The sequence below is a fragment of the Streptomyces sp. NPDC048352 genome, assembly GCF_040651895.1.
Taxonomy (GTDB): Bacteria; Actinomycetota; Actinomycetes; order Streptomycetales; family Streptomycetaceae; genus Streptomyces.
Window position 1 is genome coordinate 22,763 of sequence record NZ_JBEZKZ010000008.1, and the last position, 15,790, is coordinate 38,552.

The window sequence follows — 15,790 nt, forward strand, 5'->3', positions numbered from 1 at the left end:
ACCTCCCCCACCCCCCACCGAAGGAGCCCTCGTGACCGCGAGCCCCACGACCCCCACGACCCCCGAAGAGCGCCTGGCGGCGGCCGGCCTGGAACTGCCGCCGGCCCCGGCGCCCGTCGCCGTCTACGTACCGGCGGTGGTGAGCGGGCACTACGTCCACACCTCCGGCCAGCTGCCGATGGTGGACGGCGCGCTGCCGCTCACCGGCAAGGTGGGCGCCGGGGTCACCCCGGAGCAGGGCCGGGAGCTGGCGCAGCGGTGCGCGCTGAACGCCCTCGCCGCGGTGGCGTCGGTCGCCGGGGACCTGTCCGCCGTGAAGCGGGTGGTCAAGGTGGTCGGCTTCGTGGCGAGCGCCCCGGACTTCACGGGCCAGCCGGGTGTGGTCAACGGCGCGAGCGAACTGCTCGGCACGGCCTTCGGCGACGCCGGCATCCACGCGCGGAGCGCGGTCGGAGTGGCCGTGCTGCCGCTGGACGCGCCGGTGGAGGTGGAGATCACCGTGGAGCTGCACACGCCGATGGGGTTGTGAGCGGCCCCGGCACGCGGGTCGGGCGGACCCGTCGTGTGCCGGCCGAACCTCCGGGGCGCCGGGCGCGTCACCAGGGGCATGACCGTGTACACGAAACCCCGCCGCGGGGGCGCCCTCTCCCGGCTCCGCCCCGGCCGCGGGGGCGTGGTCGCGGCCCTCGCCGTCCTGACCGCGCTGGTGCTGCTCGCGCACCCCTGGATCCCCAGCGGCCCGGCGGCCCGCCACCTCGGCAGTCTCGTGCAGACCTTCCTGCCCTGGACCGGGCTCGCGGTGCCCGTACTGGCGGCCGCCGCCATGCTCCGGCGCTCCCGGCGCGCGCTGGTCGCCGTACTGCTGCCCGCCCTGGTGTGGGGCGGGCTGTACGGGAGCGCCCTGGGGGACGGCGCGCGGGGCGGCCCGGCCGTGGCCGACCTGACCGTCGTCACCCACAACGTGGACGACGCCAACCCCGACCCGGCGGGCACCGCCCGCGCCGTGGCCGCCTCCGGTGCGCAGCTGATCGCCCTGGAGGAACTGACCCGGCCCGCGCTGGACGCGTACGAACGGGAGCTGGCCGCGAGCCACCCGTACCACGTGGTCCAGGGCACGGTGGGGCTGTGGAGCACCTTCCCGCTGCGCGGTGAGGGCGGCACGCCGATCGTGCCGTGGCGGCTCCTGCTGCGCGCCACCGCCGAGACCCCGAAGGGGCCCGTCACGGTGTACGTGGCCCACCTGCCCTCCGTCCGGCTGGGCGCGGGGGGCTTCGCCACGGAGCGCCGTGACGAGGCCGCCCGCAACCTCGCCGCGCAGCTGCGGGCGGGCCCGGCCGGGCGGACCGTGCTGGTCGGCGACTTCAACGGCACCACCGCGGACGGGGCGCTGGCCCCGGTGACGGGGGGCTTCACCGCCGCCCAGGAGGCGGTGGGCGCCGGGTTCGGCTTCAGCTGGCCTGCCCGGTTCCCGGTCGCCCGGATCGACCAGATCCTGCTGCGGGGCGGCCTGACCCCGCTGGCCGCCTGGACCCTCCCGCCCACGAGGAGCGACCACCTCCCGGTGGCGGCATCCCTGCGCTACTGAGCGCCCCACCCGTCTCGGACCGCGCCGTCAGGGCACCCGGCCCACCCGCCCCCGCCGCCCGGACCAAGCACACGGATCTCCGCTTACGGATCATGCGCCACCCGCTACACTGACCGCGGTGGCTACGCCCTCCGGGGCCGCCGCCACGCCCTGTCACCAAGCACGTCCGAGCGGCCCGCCGGTCCCGGCAGCCGCGAGACACGCTTTCCGACAGATCCCGCCTTCGTGGGGCTTGCGGGAAACCCTAGAAGCGCAGGTCAGAGACCTGGCGCTCGGGCACCTGAAAACGCATCGCCGCTTTTTCCGGAACGCAGAGCGCATTGCCGCAGGTCAGAGCGCCCAAAGATCTCACATCACGCCATCGCAAAATGATCATGAAAGTACGGCCGCGAGGCGACTCTCGCCATCCCTCGGATGGACCCGTACAACCATCACTCCCGCCGGCTCGATGCACTCGCCGCGGAGCTGCCGCTTCGTTCACTCGCCCGCGCTGCGGCTTCCGCTAAATGTGACCGCTGAAGACCCTCGCAGGGGGCGCAGCTACGCCCCCCGTGATGGGGATGAGCACCCTCGTCGAGGCCAGCAGGAAGTAGGGCATCGAGCTGTTCCTCGGCGGGTGCGTCAGCTTTGTTCGGTTCTTCGGCCCCAGTCGATCACGCTCAGGCCCGCCCGCTCGATCACCTCTTCAGAGAGGCCGAGTCGCTGAATGGGCGATACCTGCCGCCGGCGGAGCCAGCGATCCCTGCGGGCGCGCTCCGGTCCGCTGAGCGTGCTCCAGTCGTCGTGCCGGACGCCTGGAGAATCGAGCGTGCCTGCCTCACGTGCGGCCTGCTGCGCGTAGAAGAACTCGTTGGGGGCGTGGCGTAAGGCGATCAAAGCCCACGCGGTCGGGTAGGCCAGGGATGGCCCGTGCTGCTTCATAAGGCGGCGCGTACGCCACTGACGGGAGGGGGCGAGCAGCCAGCGTCTGGTGCGCATGTTCATGCGGTAGCGCCTCCGGAATCGGTCAGGCGGGTGGGCAGCCAGGTGGCCGCCGTCTGTTGGAGTTCCGTGCTGCCGAGCGCGTGCAGAGCCTGGGTCAGAGCGCGCAGGAACACCTCTCGCTGCTGAGGAGTGCGCATGTCAGTGAGCAATTGGTCGACGAAGCGGAAAACCTCACCACGGACGGCGTCACGGTCCGTGCCGTTTGGTGCTCTGAGATCCTTCACCTGGTCCTGCAGATCTTGCAGCGCGTCGAGGCGCTCTGGATGCCGGTCAATCCACCACACGCGGCGTAGGTCGGGGTCGGCCAGGAGGCTTTGGAGGAAGACGAGACGGCGCTGCGCATCGTGCTGCTCGAGGTCAGTCAGCTGCGCTCTGCGCAGATGCTCCTGCGCCACGTTGCGATCCTCTTTGTCAACGGTCAGGCGTGCAGAGCCATACGCAGTGAACTGTCGAACCGGTTGGTTGGGGCGGGCCATGGCGAGGTTCACCTCGTCTTGCGCGGCCGGTAGTTCGAGCACCGAGTGGCGGGAGAGGGTGCGGCGAGCACGTTCGCGCAGCACGTGGCGAACCCGTGCTGGTAACGCCACGGAGTCGATCCGTTCGTACGGCGCCTCCTCCGGCACCAGCCAGGATCCCTGGATGTGTGCGGTGAAGAAGATGCTGGGCACGCGGCTGGCGAACCGTTCGTCACGGAGTTCAACGACTCCCTCTGATGCAGAGGCCTCCGAGGCCGCCGCCGGGCCGATTTCGGCTGACGGCGGCTTCGGACGTCCGAGCCGACGGGTGAGGAAACTCATGTGGAAGCGGCGTCAGCTGCTCCGGAGGAAGGGGTCGCAGGACTGGGCCCCACTGCGGTTATGGGGGCGGGTTCGGGCGTCGCGGAGGGCAGGAGCCGATTGAGCAGGATGCGACGCCGGTGAATCCCGGCGTTCGTGGTGACCCCCGCTTCTCCTACGAGGAGGTTCGACACCCCTGCGTCTCCGACGGTGCCTTTGAGGACGGCTTCAGCGATGTCGAGGCACTGGTTCTCAGGCACTGCGGAAGAGTCCAGCCAGGCGGCCAGTGACTCCACAGCGCTGTCAGAGTCGTGGCGCCACGCCGCTCGCCAGCCGCGTACGAACAGACTGTCCTCGACCGCTGTGTCCACCGCACCCGGCTCGCCCACGAGTGCCAGGGCGATCGGATCCTCGCCGGCCAGGCTGGTCAAGGCGAGGAAGGCGGTTGCCCCGGCCTGCCTGACCTGGGCGTCCTCGTCCTCGGCCCATCCGACGATCTCGCTGACGACGAGATCCCGAAGTTCAGGCTCCTCGGCCAGAGTGCGGATGGCTTGGGCGACGGCGGCAGTACCGCGTCGATCAGTGCGGGAGGCCAGCAGCCGGAGCCTGGTGAGCGCCACCCGAGGGAAGGCGCGCCCCAGGCTGCCCGCGCAGACCTCGGCGACCGTCGTGGCCTGTGTCTCCGCGAGGTTCTTCTGCTTGGCCGTGTCATAGAGGTACTTGCGGACCGCCACGCCTATGCCGGGGTGGGTCGCTGTGTTCTCCAGGACGCCCACTGCGAGTCGTCGGTGGGCAGGGCTGTCCATGGCGGTCCATTCCTTGACGATGCCCAGGACCGCCTGCCCTCCCGGTCCGACGGCCAGGCGCGTGATCGCCTCAGCGACTCGCTCCCTGTACTTTCCAGCGACACCGCCTTGGGCCGTGATGTCCGAGGCCCAGCGCAGCAGCACCTCACGCAGAGGCGGACGCTGCGACCAAACATGGGTCAGCACCGCTTCGTGCAGCCCGTGGCGGTCCTTGCTCAGAGACAACCCGTCGTCTCCGACCCGTTTCGCGCCGACGTTGTCCAGGCGGACCTTCAGATCCGGTCCGGCAAGGGGGCCACCGGGTGGCAGGACGCCCTGCACCAGGTTGAAGAGCTTGTCGGCGGCAGCCATGACGACTCCGGCCGGCAGGCCCTCCAGGAGAGCGGTGGCGATCAGCAGGGCTCGGTCACGGAGATGCTCCACGCCTTCGTGCTCGTTGAACCACTGCGTGAGATGGTCCTGCCAGTTCTCGAACTCGCTCTTGGCGTCCTGTGCACTTCCAGGCGTGCCCTCGGCAACGATCCGGGCGAGCCGGACCGCGTCAGCCGGCCTCGTCGTCGAGCCGAGGAGCTCGGCGAGCTCCGTACCGTCGGCGAGCCATTCGAGCCGATCGGATTTGGCGTAGCGAAGGTGGGCCCTGGCGACCTCGATCGCCGGAGGCTGCACGTGGTCGACACGAGGCACCGACGCCAGCGTGCTCGGCCTCCATGCCTCAGCCGTTGCCAGAATGACGAGGTACGCCCCGCCGGCAGCGCTGTCCTTCTGATAGCTGCTCAGCCCCTGGTAGAAGTCGGCCGGCAGGGTGCTGTATCCCGAAAGGTCGAGAATGAACCCGTGGTCGGGCGTGGACGGGATCTGTTCGGCCCGCGGGCGGTCCCAGTCCAGGACCAGGCTGCGGATGTTGTCACCCTGCACACCCACGTCCCGCAGGACGCGCAGAGCCGTCGTGCGCCGTCCCGATCCGGCCGCACCGATCAGCACCGCCACACTGTGCTGACCCACTGGACGCTTCAGCAGCCGGGTCGCCCGCGCAACCTGACCTTCCTGGCCGCCGACGGGCTCTGCGTGGACGTATTCGCGCTCAACGAGGGCGATCTCGTCCGTGTCGATGCCGACCGCCCGCAGGTACTGCCACTCGCGGACGTACCTGTGGTGGTGCTCCTCGTAGTCACCAGCCACCTGGGTGACCCGGGCGTTCTCTGCCGCCTCCGCCTCCTGGTGGACGCCTTCCCCCGGCGTCGGCTCGCCGGCGCTCATGACCGCCCCGGATTGATGACGGTCTGGTTGCCGCCGACCTGGTTGATCCGTGCCTTGCCGCCGGCCTTGGCGCTCTGCCGGACCACCGTGGCCTTCGGCGCGGCATCGGGATTCTGTTCTCGCCACCGGTTGACGAACTCCAACAGCGCGCGGCCCGCATCCTGATCCTCATCGGCGAGGTCCTGCAGACGCACTGTCCAGGCCGCGGACACCTCCCCTGACCGATCCTCGCCTTCCGGAGCAGCCAGCAGCACTTCCCTGTCGCGGTCCAGACGGGCTACATGGCGAGCCTCAGCTTCCGCCTGCCCATGCCCGAGCAAACGTGCCATCCAGTCCCTGACGCCACGCCACCCATCCGACATCATGGCTGCGACCAGCGCCGAGGCGCCAGCCACCCCCACGGTCGCCAGCTCTCCGGATACGTCCAAGTCCGTCCCCTCCCGTGCGGCAACAGTGACAAGCCCCATTCGTTCCCCCACCTCGGCCGGCTTCATGAACACCGAGGGAAACAAGGCGAGTTCACTGCGTAACGCGTCCGAAAACTGCAGTCGTCGTCACCGCCTGGATACGCCAAGGCCGGCTTGTCCGGACGCCGGCACCCTGCATCCCGTGGCGATGCCTTCGACCCAGGCGCGGGCGGCAATGACGTGCTCCGGCAGAAGGCCTACGTACGGGTCCGGCTGAACGAGAAGGGTGAGGTGGCCGCGGGCGGTGCGCTCGGCGGCCCAGGTGTGGTCGAGGTCGGTGAAGTCGTCGTCGATCCAGGCAACTGCCGACTCTCCGAGCCACGCCTCGACGTGGTCGCGCTTCCACAGATAGCCGTTGGGGTGGCTGGTAGTGATCTTGGGGCGGGGGAGGTCGAGGTACGGGAACTCCGGCAGTCCGAGGAGCGGCCCGACGATGGTGGTGGCGTCCTTGCGCCAGCTGGAACACCACACGGGGGTGACGGGGCCGCCGGACACGAAGTCGCCGAGCAAGGGGCCGTGGGCGGGGTTGAGCCAGATGGGCACCGGGTCCTCAGGGGGTCGGCCCGCAGGTAGGACAGTGTGGCGGACGTGGGTCGGCGGGGTACTGCCGTCGGCCGCAGGGAACGGTATGAGGACGCCGTCGATGTCCAGGAGGAGGTAGGGCAGGGGCATCGTTGCCTCCGTCGGTCAGCGTTTGCGGGCGGTGATCAGGAGGGTGGTGGGCCACGCATCGAGGCGCGGGTGCCGCAGCTCGATGGCCGAGGTGATCCGCAGGCCGGTGCGGGCGATGTGGGCGGCCCAGCGGTGGGCGTCGAACTCCCAGCGGGTGATGGGCAGCCTGGTGTGGTCTGGCATGGTGACGAAGTCCTCGCGCGGACGGTCGTCTGGCGAAGGATGTCTTCCGGCCCGTGCCGGGTGCGGCACGGAGAAGGCCAGTACTCCTCCGGGCACCAGGCGGCGGGAGATCGCGGCGAGCAGGAGCTCCGGGGCGACCAGGCCGACGGCACCGAAGACCGAGTAGATCGCGTCGAAGGTCTGGCCGGTGGCCTGGAGGTAGTGCAGTACGTGGCCGACGGCGAAGGCGGCGCCTTCGATGTGGCCGTAGTGCGAGCGCGCTCGCCGTACCTGGAGTCCCACCAGGTCGACGCCGATGACGCGGGCCTGGCGGTGCTGGGCCAAGTGGGCGACGTTGCGGCCCGGGCCGCAGCCCAGCTCCAGCAGGCGCTTGCCACGCAGGGCCCGGCCGAGGATCTCCGCGTCAGGGCCCAGGCCGGGGTGGGTGCTCCACTCCATCCGTCCTGGAGGAGTGAGTGCCTGGGCCGGGGTGGTGGCGAGGCGCTGGGCTGCGTGGGCGTACCAGGGGGAGACCTGGGCGAGCACCTAGACCTCCATGAGTTGGACCACGTCGTTTAGGTGGCGGCGGACGACGGGGATGTACGCGGGGTCCTTGGCCGGGTCGTTGATCCAGCGGATGGCCTGCTCCATGAACCACTCCACCGCCCACATGCGGTGCCAGCCCAGGGCCCACGCCTCGGCGGCCAGGCCGCCCCGGGCGGCGAGGGCGTCCTCGTGGCCGCCTGCAGTGACGTACTGCTCCAGGAACACCCGCAGCCGGACGGGGCTCGGCGCATCGGTCGTGCCGTGGTACGAGGCGAGGTCGATCAGACCGGGGCCGGTGAAGGCGCGGGCGAAGTCGAGGAGGTGCCAGCTGTTCTCCCCGATGTGGACGCTGGTGGGGTGGAACTCGGAGTGGACCCAGCCGAACGGGTCGAGCGTCGCCCCTTGGGCGCGGGCTTCGGCCGCTGCGGAGATCTTCCCCAGTGCGGTCTCGATGTCGTCGCATTCGGTCCACCGGTCGGCTTTCCGCAGCCGCTGGAGGTGATCGAGGGCTCGGCCGGGCAGGGCCGCGAGCCCCGCAGCGTCCAGGAGGGGCAGGCTGCCGGCCGGGCGGGCGGCGTGGAGCATCACGGCGGCGGCGACGCCGTCGAGGTCGTCGGCGTCCCGGACTGGAGTGCCAAGGTCGTCCATGAGCATGCCGAGCCACTTGTCCTGCATGGCGGTGGCGCGGAGCGCGGGGACTGGGAGCCCGCGCTGGTGGGCGATCCGCAGGGCCTGGGCCTCGCGGCCGAAGGGCTCGTTGGCGTACTTGAAGATGAGCGTTTTCCCGTCTGGGAAGGTGACTCGTTCGACGCCGGACATGCCCCAGACGCGGATCTCCGCGCGTTCGGGGACGGGCTTGCCGATGAGGGCGCACAGGTCGTCGAGCAGCGTGGCGGTCAGACTCTGATCCATGGGGGGGCTCCAAGGGGCTGGGTGTGCTCCGGGGCGGGCGAGCGGGTCAGCCCGCCCCGGAGCCGTACGGGGGGGTGGGGGGGTTACTCGGCCACGGTCACTCGGTGGGCGTAGACCTGCTCGATCCAGCCCGCCTTGAATTCGGCGAGGTCGTCACGGAAGTTGGCCATCGAGGCACCGTAGGGCGCGATGACGCCGCCCGACTGGTCCGGAACGGACTGGCATCCGTGCACGAGTCGGCCGCCGAGGGCGGCGTGGGCCTTGATGGACTCGATCCGGCGGGGCTCGTTGAACCAGCCGCCGTGGTAGACCTCGTCCAGCATTCCGCCCGTCTCGTCGTCCAGGTCGAAGACGACGGAGGTGGCGGCGGGGAAGAACCAGCACGGGCCGACGTTGGAGATGTGCCCGTCCAGCTCGACCTTGTTGAGCGCCATGAGCGTGGCCGCTTCGCGCAGCATGCGCAGGTGGTCGGCGGTGATCTGCGGCAGGCCGAGGCCGGTCAGGTGCTCCTCGCGGAAGAGGTAGGAGTACACCTCATACGCGGTGGTGAGGACGCGAGCGGCGTCGGAGGTGGTCTCGCCGTGGTTCTTGATGAAGTCGAGCGCGAGCTGCTCGACCGCGCTCTCGGTGGTCTCGTCCACACCGAGGAGCTGGGACTTGACCAGCTCCCAGTCGGCAGCGAGCCAGGTGTTGGACTCGAAGCGGAAGAAGTAGTCGGCCGGGTCGATGGTGATGCGTCGGCCGTCGACCTGGATGCCGGGCAGGCGGCTCCAGCGCGGGTCGAAGGCGTCGGGCAGCTCGACCGTGATGGTCACGGTGTCGATGGTGGTCACCGTTTCTCCGTCTCTGATCGTCCGGGCCGGGCCATGGGAATGCCCGAGCCCGTTAGGGCGTACGGAACTTGGGGCCGCCCGGCCCGAGAGTGGGGCGGCTGTCGATAAGTGAACCGCCCGCTACGGAGAGTGGGTACGGTGTGCCCGAGGCCAAGCGGTATACGCGGTTTACAGCTCCGAAGCGGAGGAGATCGTGCCAGCGCCGACCAACCCCAACTCCCGCCTGCGCGACACGATCAACGCCGCAGGGTGCACGTACGAGGCACTCGCCAAGGACGTGCGCCGCGTCGCCGCCGAGAACGGCGACCTGCTCCAGACCAACAAGTCAGCCATCTCCCACTGGGCGAACGGCGCCCGTGCCCCGTCCGGCCGGACAGGCCAGTACCTTGCCGAAGCCCTCTCCCGTCGGCTGGGCCGGGTCGTCACCCAAATCGAGCTCGGTCTCCACTCTCCCGACGTGGAGTCGCTACCGGACAGCGACCCTGTCACCGCGCTCACGGACCTCGGCCGCGCGGACGTCGAACGTCGGCGCTTCCTGGCCATCGCGGCCTTCACCACAGCAGGTATCGCCATGCCGCTCCTCCACGACCACGAAGCCACCTCCCGGATACTCCGGGCCCGCACCGCCCGTTCCCTGGTCGGCGGCGAGGACATCGACGTCGTACGGCAGATCACGGCGGCCTTCAGCGCCGCTGACGAGCGCCTCGGCGGCGGGCATGGCCTGACCACCGTCACCGCCTACCTCGCCGACACCGCAGCACCCATGCTCCGCGGGCGCTTCCCGTCCGAAGCCTTACGCCAGGCCGCCTTCGGCGCCGTCGCGGAACTCGCCTACCTCGCCGGCTGGAAGCACCACGACCTCGGGCAGGAAGGCGCCGCCCAGCGCTACTACCAGGTCGGCTATCAGCTAGCGTGCGAGGCCGACCCCCACGGCCACGCCGCCTGGATGATGCGCGCCCTCGCCCACCAGGCACTCAGCCTCAAACAGCCTCGCCACTGCGTCGACCTCGTCGAAGGCGCTCTCACGCGCGGCCTCGGCCACGTCGACGGCCAGACCGAAGCCCTCCTCCACATCACCCACGCCCGCGCCTACGCAGCCATTGGCGAGAACCCCTCGGCCGCACGCGCCCTCCTCGCCGCCGAAGACGCCCTCCTGCGCGAGGACAGCCCCCAGCCCAGCTTCTCCCGCGTCAGCGGCCCCGCAGCTGGCACGGTGGCCAGCCACACTGCCCGCACCCTGACCGACCTCTCCGACCACATCGGCACCGAACAACAGCACCGCGACGCCCTCACACGCTGGGACCCGGAGAAGTACAAGCGCGTCCACGCCCTCACCCACGCCGACCTCGGCGACAGCCTCGCCGCCCAGGCCCGCGCCGACGAGGCTGTTGCCGCCTGGACGCAGGCCCTGGTCCTCATGGAGGGCATGACCTCCGACCGGACTCGGAAGGCGATCACCTCACTGCGCTCCACGCTCACGGTCTACCAGCGCCGCCGCGTACCCGGCGCCGCAGATCTCGCCCGCCGCGCTCGCGAGGCCCTCGCCTAACATGCCCGACAACCCGCCCGACGAAGGGAACACCGTGGCCCAGCAAACCGATGACCGCTCTCCCGCACTCAAACCGGCGCTCGAATCGATGACCCTGCTGGTCGCGGCCGTCATCGTCCACGACAAGGCCACCAACCGCGTCGTCCTCCTCCAGCGCAGCGAGAACGCCAAGTTCGCCCAGGGCATGTGGGATCTCCCGGTCGGCAAGAGCGAACCGGGCGAGCCCATCACCGAGACCGCGGTCCGTGAGCTCAACGAGGAGACCGGCCTCACCGTGAAGCCCGAGTCCCTCAAGGTCGCCCACATCATCCACGGAGCCTGGGGCGTCGAAGCCCCCAACGGCTTCCTCACTGTCGTCTTCACCGCCCAAGAATGGACAGGTGAACCCGAGAACCGCGAACCCCGCAAGCACTCCCAGGTCTGCTGGGTAGAGGCCGACGCCCTGCCGGACCAATTCGTCCCTACGACTCGCAGCGCGCTGCTCGCCTACCTCAGCGACGGCCCGCAGGTCTCACTTAACGGGTGGCTTTAGAGCTTGCCGGAGGAGAGTCGTGTCCGATTCGTCGTGGAACCCAGCACTGCCACCGATCAAGCCCTTCTACCCCTTCAATGACGTCGGCGAGCCAGTCGCTCTCCACCACGCAGACATCGGTGGGATGGATGACACCGACCTGCCCGGTGAGATCAATCTGCGCTGCTCCCCGGTGCTCAGCCTCGACTGGAACGTCACCCCCAGGCCGGGCTCGCATCCGCCCTCCCAGGACACAACCACCCTGCGACTACAACGGCCTCACGGCCAGGCCGAGGTACACGCTTGGGTACGGGATTTCTACGAGGGCTGGATCAACGGCGACACTCTCGGCGACGGCGAGGCGCCCCTGGCTCGCATAGTTGCCCATTGGTTCAACCTCCCCCGACTCCGCGGTCAGCATGACCTGACCGACCGGGAGGAGGGCGGGGACCAGTACTGGCACCACGGCCGCTGGTCCCACGAGGTCGATGGCTGGAAGATCGTTCTGGACGTACGCCCTGATCACGCCGAGGTCTGGGACAGACTCGTCAAGAGCCGGCTCTACGCGATGACACACGTGTTGGAGATCAGCCGTGCGAACGGAAAGCCGTTCACCGCCGCCGAGGCCGGCCACGTCCTGACTGCCCTGCACTTTGGGATGTCCTTCTCTCTGGGCCGCTGGACCGCACCGCTGCTCCCGGTCGGGCTCGGGCCTGACGGTCGAGTCGTCTGGGAGTCCTGGGGAGCCGTCCACTGTGATGCGGCCCGAAAGCTGTCCTCCGGATGGTGGGACCAGTGGGACCTCGCAGCCCTCGGCAGGTTCCTGGACAGACTCGTCCCGGCCATGGGACAGCCCATGTACGCGGAGTCTCTGCGTCTGCAGATCAGCTACGCAATCACCGCCATCCGTGATCAGGGCTTCGTGGAACAGCGGGTGATGATCGGAGCCGCCGGGCTCGAGCACGCCATGTGGCAGAGGCTCTGCCTGAGCGGCACCCTCACCCGCGCGGAGTACAAGAACACCCGCTTGTGGCCAGCCCACGAGAAGCTGCGAAAGGTCCTCCGAGGGATCAACGTCGAGGTATCCATAGATCGCAACCAGCTACCTGCCGTGGCCGCCTTCGCCGACGAAATGTGCAGGCGTTCCGGACAGGTCTGGGACGGCCCCTCCGTGGTGACGAAGGTCCGCAACTACATGGTCCATCCCGAAGAGGACCAGAAAGAGCTCTACCGGATTCCCGGGCTCGTCACAGAGACGTGGGCGCTTACCCGGCACTACCTGTCCCTGCTGGTCCTCGAATCACTCGGCTACCGAGGTCCACATCAGAACCTGTCGAAGCTCCGCGGCGTAGTAGGCGAGGTCGAAGTCACTCCGTGGCCGTGAATGGCGCCTACGCAGTCCCCTTCCCGAGCCTACGAAAGCCGCTAGGCGCGCCAGCGCCCCCCGAGGCGGTCCGGGGGCACCGTGTAGGAGATGCGGACGTGGTGCGGGGCCGCGAAGTCGGCGCCGGGGACCACCGCGACGCAGCGCCACACCGACGGAAGCAACGTGGGCACCGGGGCTCGGCGGAGCGGGCCAGACACTCGGCCGTACCCTCTACGGCGGCCTGTCAGCCCGCACCTCCGTCACCGCCCGAACGGCCACCCTGGTCGCCCTCGGCGGCGCGACCACGGCCGCGCTCGCCTTCGTGCCCGGCCCCGTGCCCCTCCTGATCGCCCTCTCGGTCGCGGCGGGAGTCGTGCGCGGGAACCTCACCCTCCTGCAGGCCACGGCCGTGTCGGACCGCTGGGGCACCGCCGCCTACGGCCGCCTCTCCGCCGTGCTCGGCGCCCCCGCACACATCGCAGCCGCCCTCGCCCCGTGGGCCGCGGCCGCCTTGGCGGGACCCCTCGGAGGCCAGGCGCGACTCTTCGCCGTCCTCGCGCTCGCCTCCCTCTTGGCGGCGGCCCTCAGTACAGCGGGTCGTCCTCGCAGTCCTGCGGGCAGTGCGGACCTAGAGTGATCCAGCCGTCCGGGATCCACCCGTCCACGTAACCCTCGACGAACTGCTCGAGCTCCGGGATACCCAGGTGCGCCACCCGGGAGAGGGCTTCGCGCCACGGCACCCACAGCTGAGCGGGGGCGTACGCCCCGTCGGCGTGCGCCGTGAACAGACGTGCTCTTCCCCAGCCTTCACCCGCGGGCGAGAGGACAGCCCATCGGCCGACCACCCTACCGAAGCGCACATCGAAGCCGGCCGTGAGGCGACGGGCCGCCGCCCAGTACGACTCCTCCGGCGCGCACGCAGCCGTCGGCAGAACCAGAGCGTGCGGCGAGCATGCAGCAAGGCCTATCCGTTGCTGCCTGTCGAAGCACAGGAGGTGCACCTCACGGCACGCAAGCGGTGCATACATGGTCACAGAAAAAGAATGACCCGGCACGCCAGAGGCGCACGTCGGGGCGGTCCGAACGACGGACGAAGGGCGGGGTCAGCCCTCCAGCGACCCCGAGGGGAGAGCAGCCGGCCCGGGCCACAGCTGAAAACCGAAGGCCGCCTCCAGACGCGCTAGCGTGCCCAGGTCCGGCATGACCCTGCCGTTGAGAACCCTGCTGATCGTCGAGTGCGTCAAGCCCGTGACTTCCGCCAGGCTGCGCAGCGTATGGCCGGTCGACGCCATGGCCCGCTCAAGGTTCCGGGAGAGGGACTGACCGTAGTAGGCACTCACCGGCGCGTCGGCAGCCAGGGCAGCACGCGGCCAAACACCATCCACGACGTAGTCGCGCGGCTGCTTGTCGTTGCTGCTCCGGGGCATGCCGAGATCATCCCACGTACCCATGGGACCGACCCTTCCCCTGTCATGGATCCCATCGAGGGCATCCACCAGATGTTGCAAGTACGGAACAGCATAGAGGTCCACCCCTCTCTCCGTACGGCACATTCGAGGCACGCGGCCGTCTCGCGCCGGCCAGCCCCGCGCGGGCAACGCACGCACGCACGGATAAGTGGACGCGATGGACGCACGCGTGTCGCCAGGTTGGGCGATCTACGCTTGCGCTCGGCCAGGGAGCAACAAGGCCCCCCAACTGCGGCTTGACACATTTAAGTTGAAGTTCAGGTAGGGCTCGCGAGAAAGAATGCTTCCAGTGTCCCCATTCCCCTGCGGCACCCGCCATGGATCGCTAGCTTGTGGATGGATCACTCAAGGGGGAGGCGAAGCATGCGTAGCAAGACAGACGACGCACGGGACCCCCTCGTTGCGCATTTACGTGAGATCGAGGCCACCGAGCGGGATCGGTGGGTCGCCGCCGATGAGGCCTACACCAAAGCGGAGCACGGCGTGAGCGAACTACGCCAGCGCCTTCTCGACGCCGAGCAGCAGTGTGTGGCCTTGGAGCATGACCGGACGGTGGCTTCCGAGCGACTCGCAGCCGTGCGCGAGGCCATTGCCAGCGTTGAGCAGTTCCTCACCCAGCCGGGCGGCGCGACGGCCGGCATCGGACGCGAAAACCCGGAGCCGGAGACAGACGAAGGCGCCTTGCGGAACAGCGACCCGACTGCTCCGAAGGTCAGGATGCTGATCCTCGAGTCCTTGGCAGGTGGGGAAGCCACACCCCTTCAATCGATCACGGCCCATGTCCAGGGCGCCCGCCCCGGAACACCGGCCAATTCGGTCCGCTCGACCCTGGTCGGCATGCGCGAGCAGGACAGGGTCGTATCCGTCGGCCGAGGCATCTATCAACTGCTACCGCCGGAGGCGCATACGTAGAGGTCACACCTCTCACGCAGACGTAGAGGCGCCGCCAGGGTGTCCAGACCCAGGCGGCGCCGATGACACGTCAGCTGAGGGCCCACGCGCCACCCTCAGGCTAGGGCATGGCTCCATCACGCATGGGCTCTCCGCAAAAGACCAGCAAGACTTCTTTGATCAAGCTGAGGGCCCCGCCATGACTTTTTGTGCATTAATGCACCATGCTGCCCATTCGGCAGCCTCCGATGTCCGTTTCCCCGGCGCCTCCGGAGGCGACCGTTGAGCCGTAGGAGCTCCGGCGGGTCCACTCCTCCCCGGATCCTGCCCACCGGGGCCATGAGCGCTCGCCGGCAGCTCGAACTGCTCGATGCCACCGCGCGCCTCGGGCACGGTGACGGGGCACGGGTCCCTGCCCGCACGATCAGTGCCACCCTGGAAATCAGCGAGAAGACGATCACCGAGGCGCATGGCTTCCTCAGGCAGAACGGGCTCGTCGAATCAGGCTGTCAGGAATTCGCACTCACGCCGGCCGGATTGAGGTTGACCGAGCTGCGCGCCCTGGACTCGGCCAGAGCCCGCCTCCATCTCCGTGAACTCTGGATCGCCTCCTGGTTCACCGTCACTGCGCTCCGCCTGCTCAAGCCGGGCCCGCAGGACGCTGCAGCAGTAGCCGAGGGCCTGATCCGCGGCGTGGGCCGGCGCGTCGAGCGTGGCCTGCACCTGGTGCAGTGGCTCGAGTACGCCCTGGTCATCCAGAAGGACGGTCACGGCCGGATGGCCCCGGTGCAGGAGCCGACTCCCACCCGGCAGGCGTTGCCCTTCCTGGGGACGAGCGAGGCGATCGCTGCCTTGCCGCGGGAGCAGTTCCTCGCGGTGATGGACGCCTACCGCACCATCGCCCGCTCGCTGACGCAAGCGGCGGAGTCAACGCCGGACCACACCGAGAGCTCTCCGCCCCGGTAGTAGCGGAGCACACCCGGCCCGGAAATGAATCACTACCG

18 protein-coding genes are annotated in these 15,790 nt (G+C 69.5%); 7 read left to right on the forward strand and 11 right to left on the reverse strand.

Annotated features, from left to right (window positions below; genetic code table 11):
• The first annotated feature begins 31 nt into the window (after nt 1-31).
• Both AB0D45_RS06820 and AB0D45_RS06825 read left to right on the forward strand, forming a co-directional pair.
• A complete protein-coding gene (locus tag AB0D45_RS06820) occupies nt 32-529 on the forward strand; it encodes a RidA family protein (protein WP_362455639.1) in 498 nt (165 codons plus the stop codon).
• A 78-nt stretch (nt 530-607) separates the two neighbouring features.
• Nucleotides 608-1,585, forward strand: coding sequence for an endonuclease/exonuclease/phosphatase family protein (locus AB0D45_RS06825; protein WP_362455641.1), 978 nt, complete (start codon nt 608-610; stop codon nt 1,583-1,585).
• A 621-nt stretch (nt 1,586-2,206) separates the two neighbouring features.
• On the opposite strand, the gene AB0D45_RS06830 is transcribed toward AB0D45_RS06825, so the two are convergent.
• From AB0D45_RS06830 to AB0D45_RS06865, 8 genes are all read right to left on the reverse strand, one after another.
• Complete coding sequence (locus AB0D45_RS06830; RefSeq protein WP_362455642.1) at nt 2,207-2,569, reverse strand: hypothetical protein; 363 nt, start codon at nt 2,567-2,569, stop codon at nt 2,207-2,209.
• Nucleotides 2,566-3,366 (reverse strand): hypothetical protein, encoded by an 801-nt coding sequence (locus AB0D45_RS06835; protein ID WP_362455644.1) that lies wholly within the window; start codon nt 3,364-3,366, stop codon nt 2,566-2,568. Before AB0D45_RS06835 ends, AB0D45_RS06830 begins: the two co-directional genes overlap by 4 nt.
• On the reverse strand, nt 3,363-5,408 hold the full coding sequence (locus tag AB0D45_RS06840) for a hypothetical protein (protein ID WP_362455646.1): 2,046 nt from the start codon (nt 5,406-5,408) through the stop codon (nt 3,363-3,365). Before AB0D45_RS06840 ends, AB0D45_RS06835 begins: the two co-directional genes overlap by 4 nt.
• Entirely contained in the window at nt 5,405-5,836 is a 432-nt protein-coding gene (locus AB0D45_RS06845) for a hypothetical protein (protein ID WP_362455647.1), read from the reverse strand. Before AB0D45_RS06845 ends, AB0D45_RS06840 begins: the two co-directional genes overlap by 4 nt.
• 126 nt (nt 5,837-5,962) lie before the next feature.
• The gene (locus AB0D45_RS06850; RefSeq protein WP_362455649.1) at nt 5,963-6,547 is read right to left on the reverse strand and encodes an HAD domain-containing protein; all 585 of its coding nucleotides are present in this window, start codon (nt 6,545-6,547) and stop codon (nt 5,963-5,965) included.
• 15 nt (nt 6,548-6,562) lie between these two features.
• Nucleotides 6,563-7,255 (reverse strand): class I SAM-dependent methyltransferase, encoded by a 693-nt coding sequence (locus AB0D45_RS06855; protein ID WP_362455651.1) that lies wholly within the window; start codon nt 7,253-7,255, stop codon nt 6,563-6,565.
• A complete protein-coding gene (locus AB0D45_RS06860) occupies nt 7,256-8,167 on the reverse strand; it encodes an aminoglycoside phosphotransferase family protein (protein WP_362455653.1) in 912 nt (303 codons plus the stop codon).
• A gap of 83 nt (nt 8,168-8,250) precedes the next feature.
• Nucleotides 8,251-9,000, reverse strand: coding sequence for a hypothetical protein (locus tag AB0D45_RS06865; protein WP_362455655.1), 750 nt, complete (start codon nt 8,998-9,000; stop codon nt 8,251-8,253).
• Nucleotides 9,001-9,193: 193 nt separating this feature from the next.
• Here AB0D45_RS06865 and AB0D45_RS06870 point away from each other — a divergent pair, with 193 nt between their 5' ends.
• The 3 genes from AB0D45_RS06870 to AB0D45_RS06880 are packed head-to-tail and all read left to right on the forward strand — an operon-like array spanning nt 9,194 to nt 12,444.
• Nucleotides 9,194-10,549 carry a tetratricopeptide repeat protein gene (locus AB0D45_RS06870; protein ID WP_362455656.1) on the forward strand — a complete coding sequence of 452 codons (1,356 nt, stop codon included), beginning with the start codon at nt 9,194-9,196 and terminating at the stop codon, nt 10,547-10,549.
• 1 nt (nt 10,550) lies between these two features.
• Complete coding sequence (locus AB0D45_RS06875; protein ID WP_362455658.1) at nt 10,551-11,081, forward strand: NUDIX domain-containing protein; 531 nt, start codon at nt 10,551-10,553, stop codon at nt 11,079-11,081.
• Nucleotides 11,082-11,100: 19 nt separating this feature from the next.
• Entirely contained in the window at nt 11,101-12,444 is a 1,344-nt protein-coding gene (locus tag AB0D45_RS06880; protein ID WP_362455659.1) for a hypothetical protein, read from the forward strand.
• Between the two features lie 41 nt (nt 12,445-12,485).
• Here the strand turns inward: AB0D45_RS06880 and AB0D45_RS06885 are convergent, their stop codons facing one another.
• The 3 genes from AB0D45_RS06885 to AB0D45_RS06895 all read right to left on the reverse strand — a co-directional run bounded on the left by AB0D45_RS06885 (nt 12,486) and on the right by AB0D45_RS06895 (nt 13,958).
• Entirely contained in the window at nt 12,486-12,617 is a 132-nt protein-coding gene (locus AB0D45_RS06885; protein ID WP_362455661.1) for a hypothetical protein, read from the reverse strand.
• A 393-nt stretch (nt 12,618-13,010) separates the two neighbouring features.
• Nucleotides 13,011-13,139, reverse strand: coding sequence for a hypothetical protein (locus AB0D45_RS06890; RefSeq protein ID WP_362455662.1), 129 nt, complete (start codon nt 13,137-13,139; stop codon nt 13,011-13,013).
• A gap of 390 nt (nt 13,140-13,529) precedes the next feature.
• Nucleotides 13,530-13,958 (reverse strand): helix-turn-helix transcriptional regulator, encoded by a 429-nt coding sequence (locus AB0D45_RS06895; protein WP_362455663.1) that lies wholly within the window; start codon nt 13,956-13,958, stop codon nt 13,530-13,532.
• A gap of 300 nt (nt 13,959-14,258) precedes the next feature.
• Here AB0D45_RS06895 and AB0D45_RS06900 point away from each other — a divergent pair, with 300 nt between their 5' ends.
• Nucleotides 14,259-14,807, forward strand: a complete 549-nt coding sequence (locus AB0D45_RS06900; RefSeq protein WP_362455665.1) for a hypothetical protein — start codon at nt 14,259-14,261, stop codon at nt 14,805-14,807.
• Between the two features lie 318 nt (nt 14,808-15,125).
• On the forward strand, nt 15,126-15,752 hold the full coding sequence (locus tag AB0D45_RS06905) for a hypothetical protein (RefSeq protein ID WP_362455666.1): 627 nt from the start codon (nt 15,126-15,128) through the stop codon (nt 15,750-15,752).
• The last annotated feature ends 38 nt before the right edge of the window (nt 15,753-15,790 follow it).

Bases quoted from the DNA above. Each gene is read 5' to 3' on its own strand.
- AB0D45_RS06825 (WP_362455641.1), top strand. From the start codon at position 608: ATGACCGTGTACACGAAACCCCGCCGCGGGGGCGCCCTCTCCCGGCTC.
- AB0D45_RS06830 (WP_362455642.1), bottom strand. From the start codon at position 2,569: ATGAACATGCGCACCAGACGCTGGCTGCTCGCCCCCTCCCGTCAGTGG.
- AB0D45_RS06835 (WP_362455644.1), bottom strand. From the start codon at position 3,366: ATGAGTTTCCTCACCCGTCGGCTCGGACGTCCGAAGCCGCCGTCAGCC.
- AB0D45_RS06840 (WP_362455646.1), bottom strand. From the start codon at position 5,408: ATGAGCGCCGGCGAGCCGACGCCGGGGGAAGGCGTCCACCAGGAGGCG.
- AB0D45_RS06850 (WP_362455649.1), bottom strand. From the start codon at position 6,547: ATGCCCCTGCCCTACCTCCTCCTGGACATCGACGGCGTCCTCATACCG.
- AB0D45_RS06860 (WP_362455653.1), bottom strand. From the start codon at position 8,167: ATGGATCAGAGTCTGACCGCCACGCTGCTCGACGACCTGTGCGCCCTC.
- AB0D45_RS06875 (WP_362455658.1), top strand. From the start codon at position 10,551: ATGCCCGACAACCCGCCCGACGAAGGGAACACCGTGGCCCAGCAAACC.
- AB0D45_RS06900 (WP_362455665.1), top strand. From the start codon at position 14,259: ATGCGTAGCAAGACAGACGACGCACGGGACCCCCTCGTTGCGCATTTA.
- AB0D45_RS06905 (WP_362455666.1), top strand. From the start codon at position 15,126: ATGAGCGCTCGCCGGCAGCTCGAACTGCTCGATGCCACCGCGCGCCTC.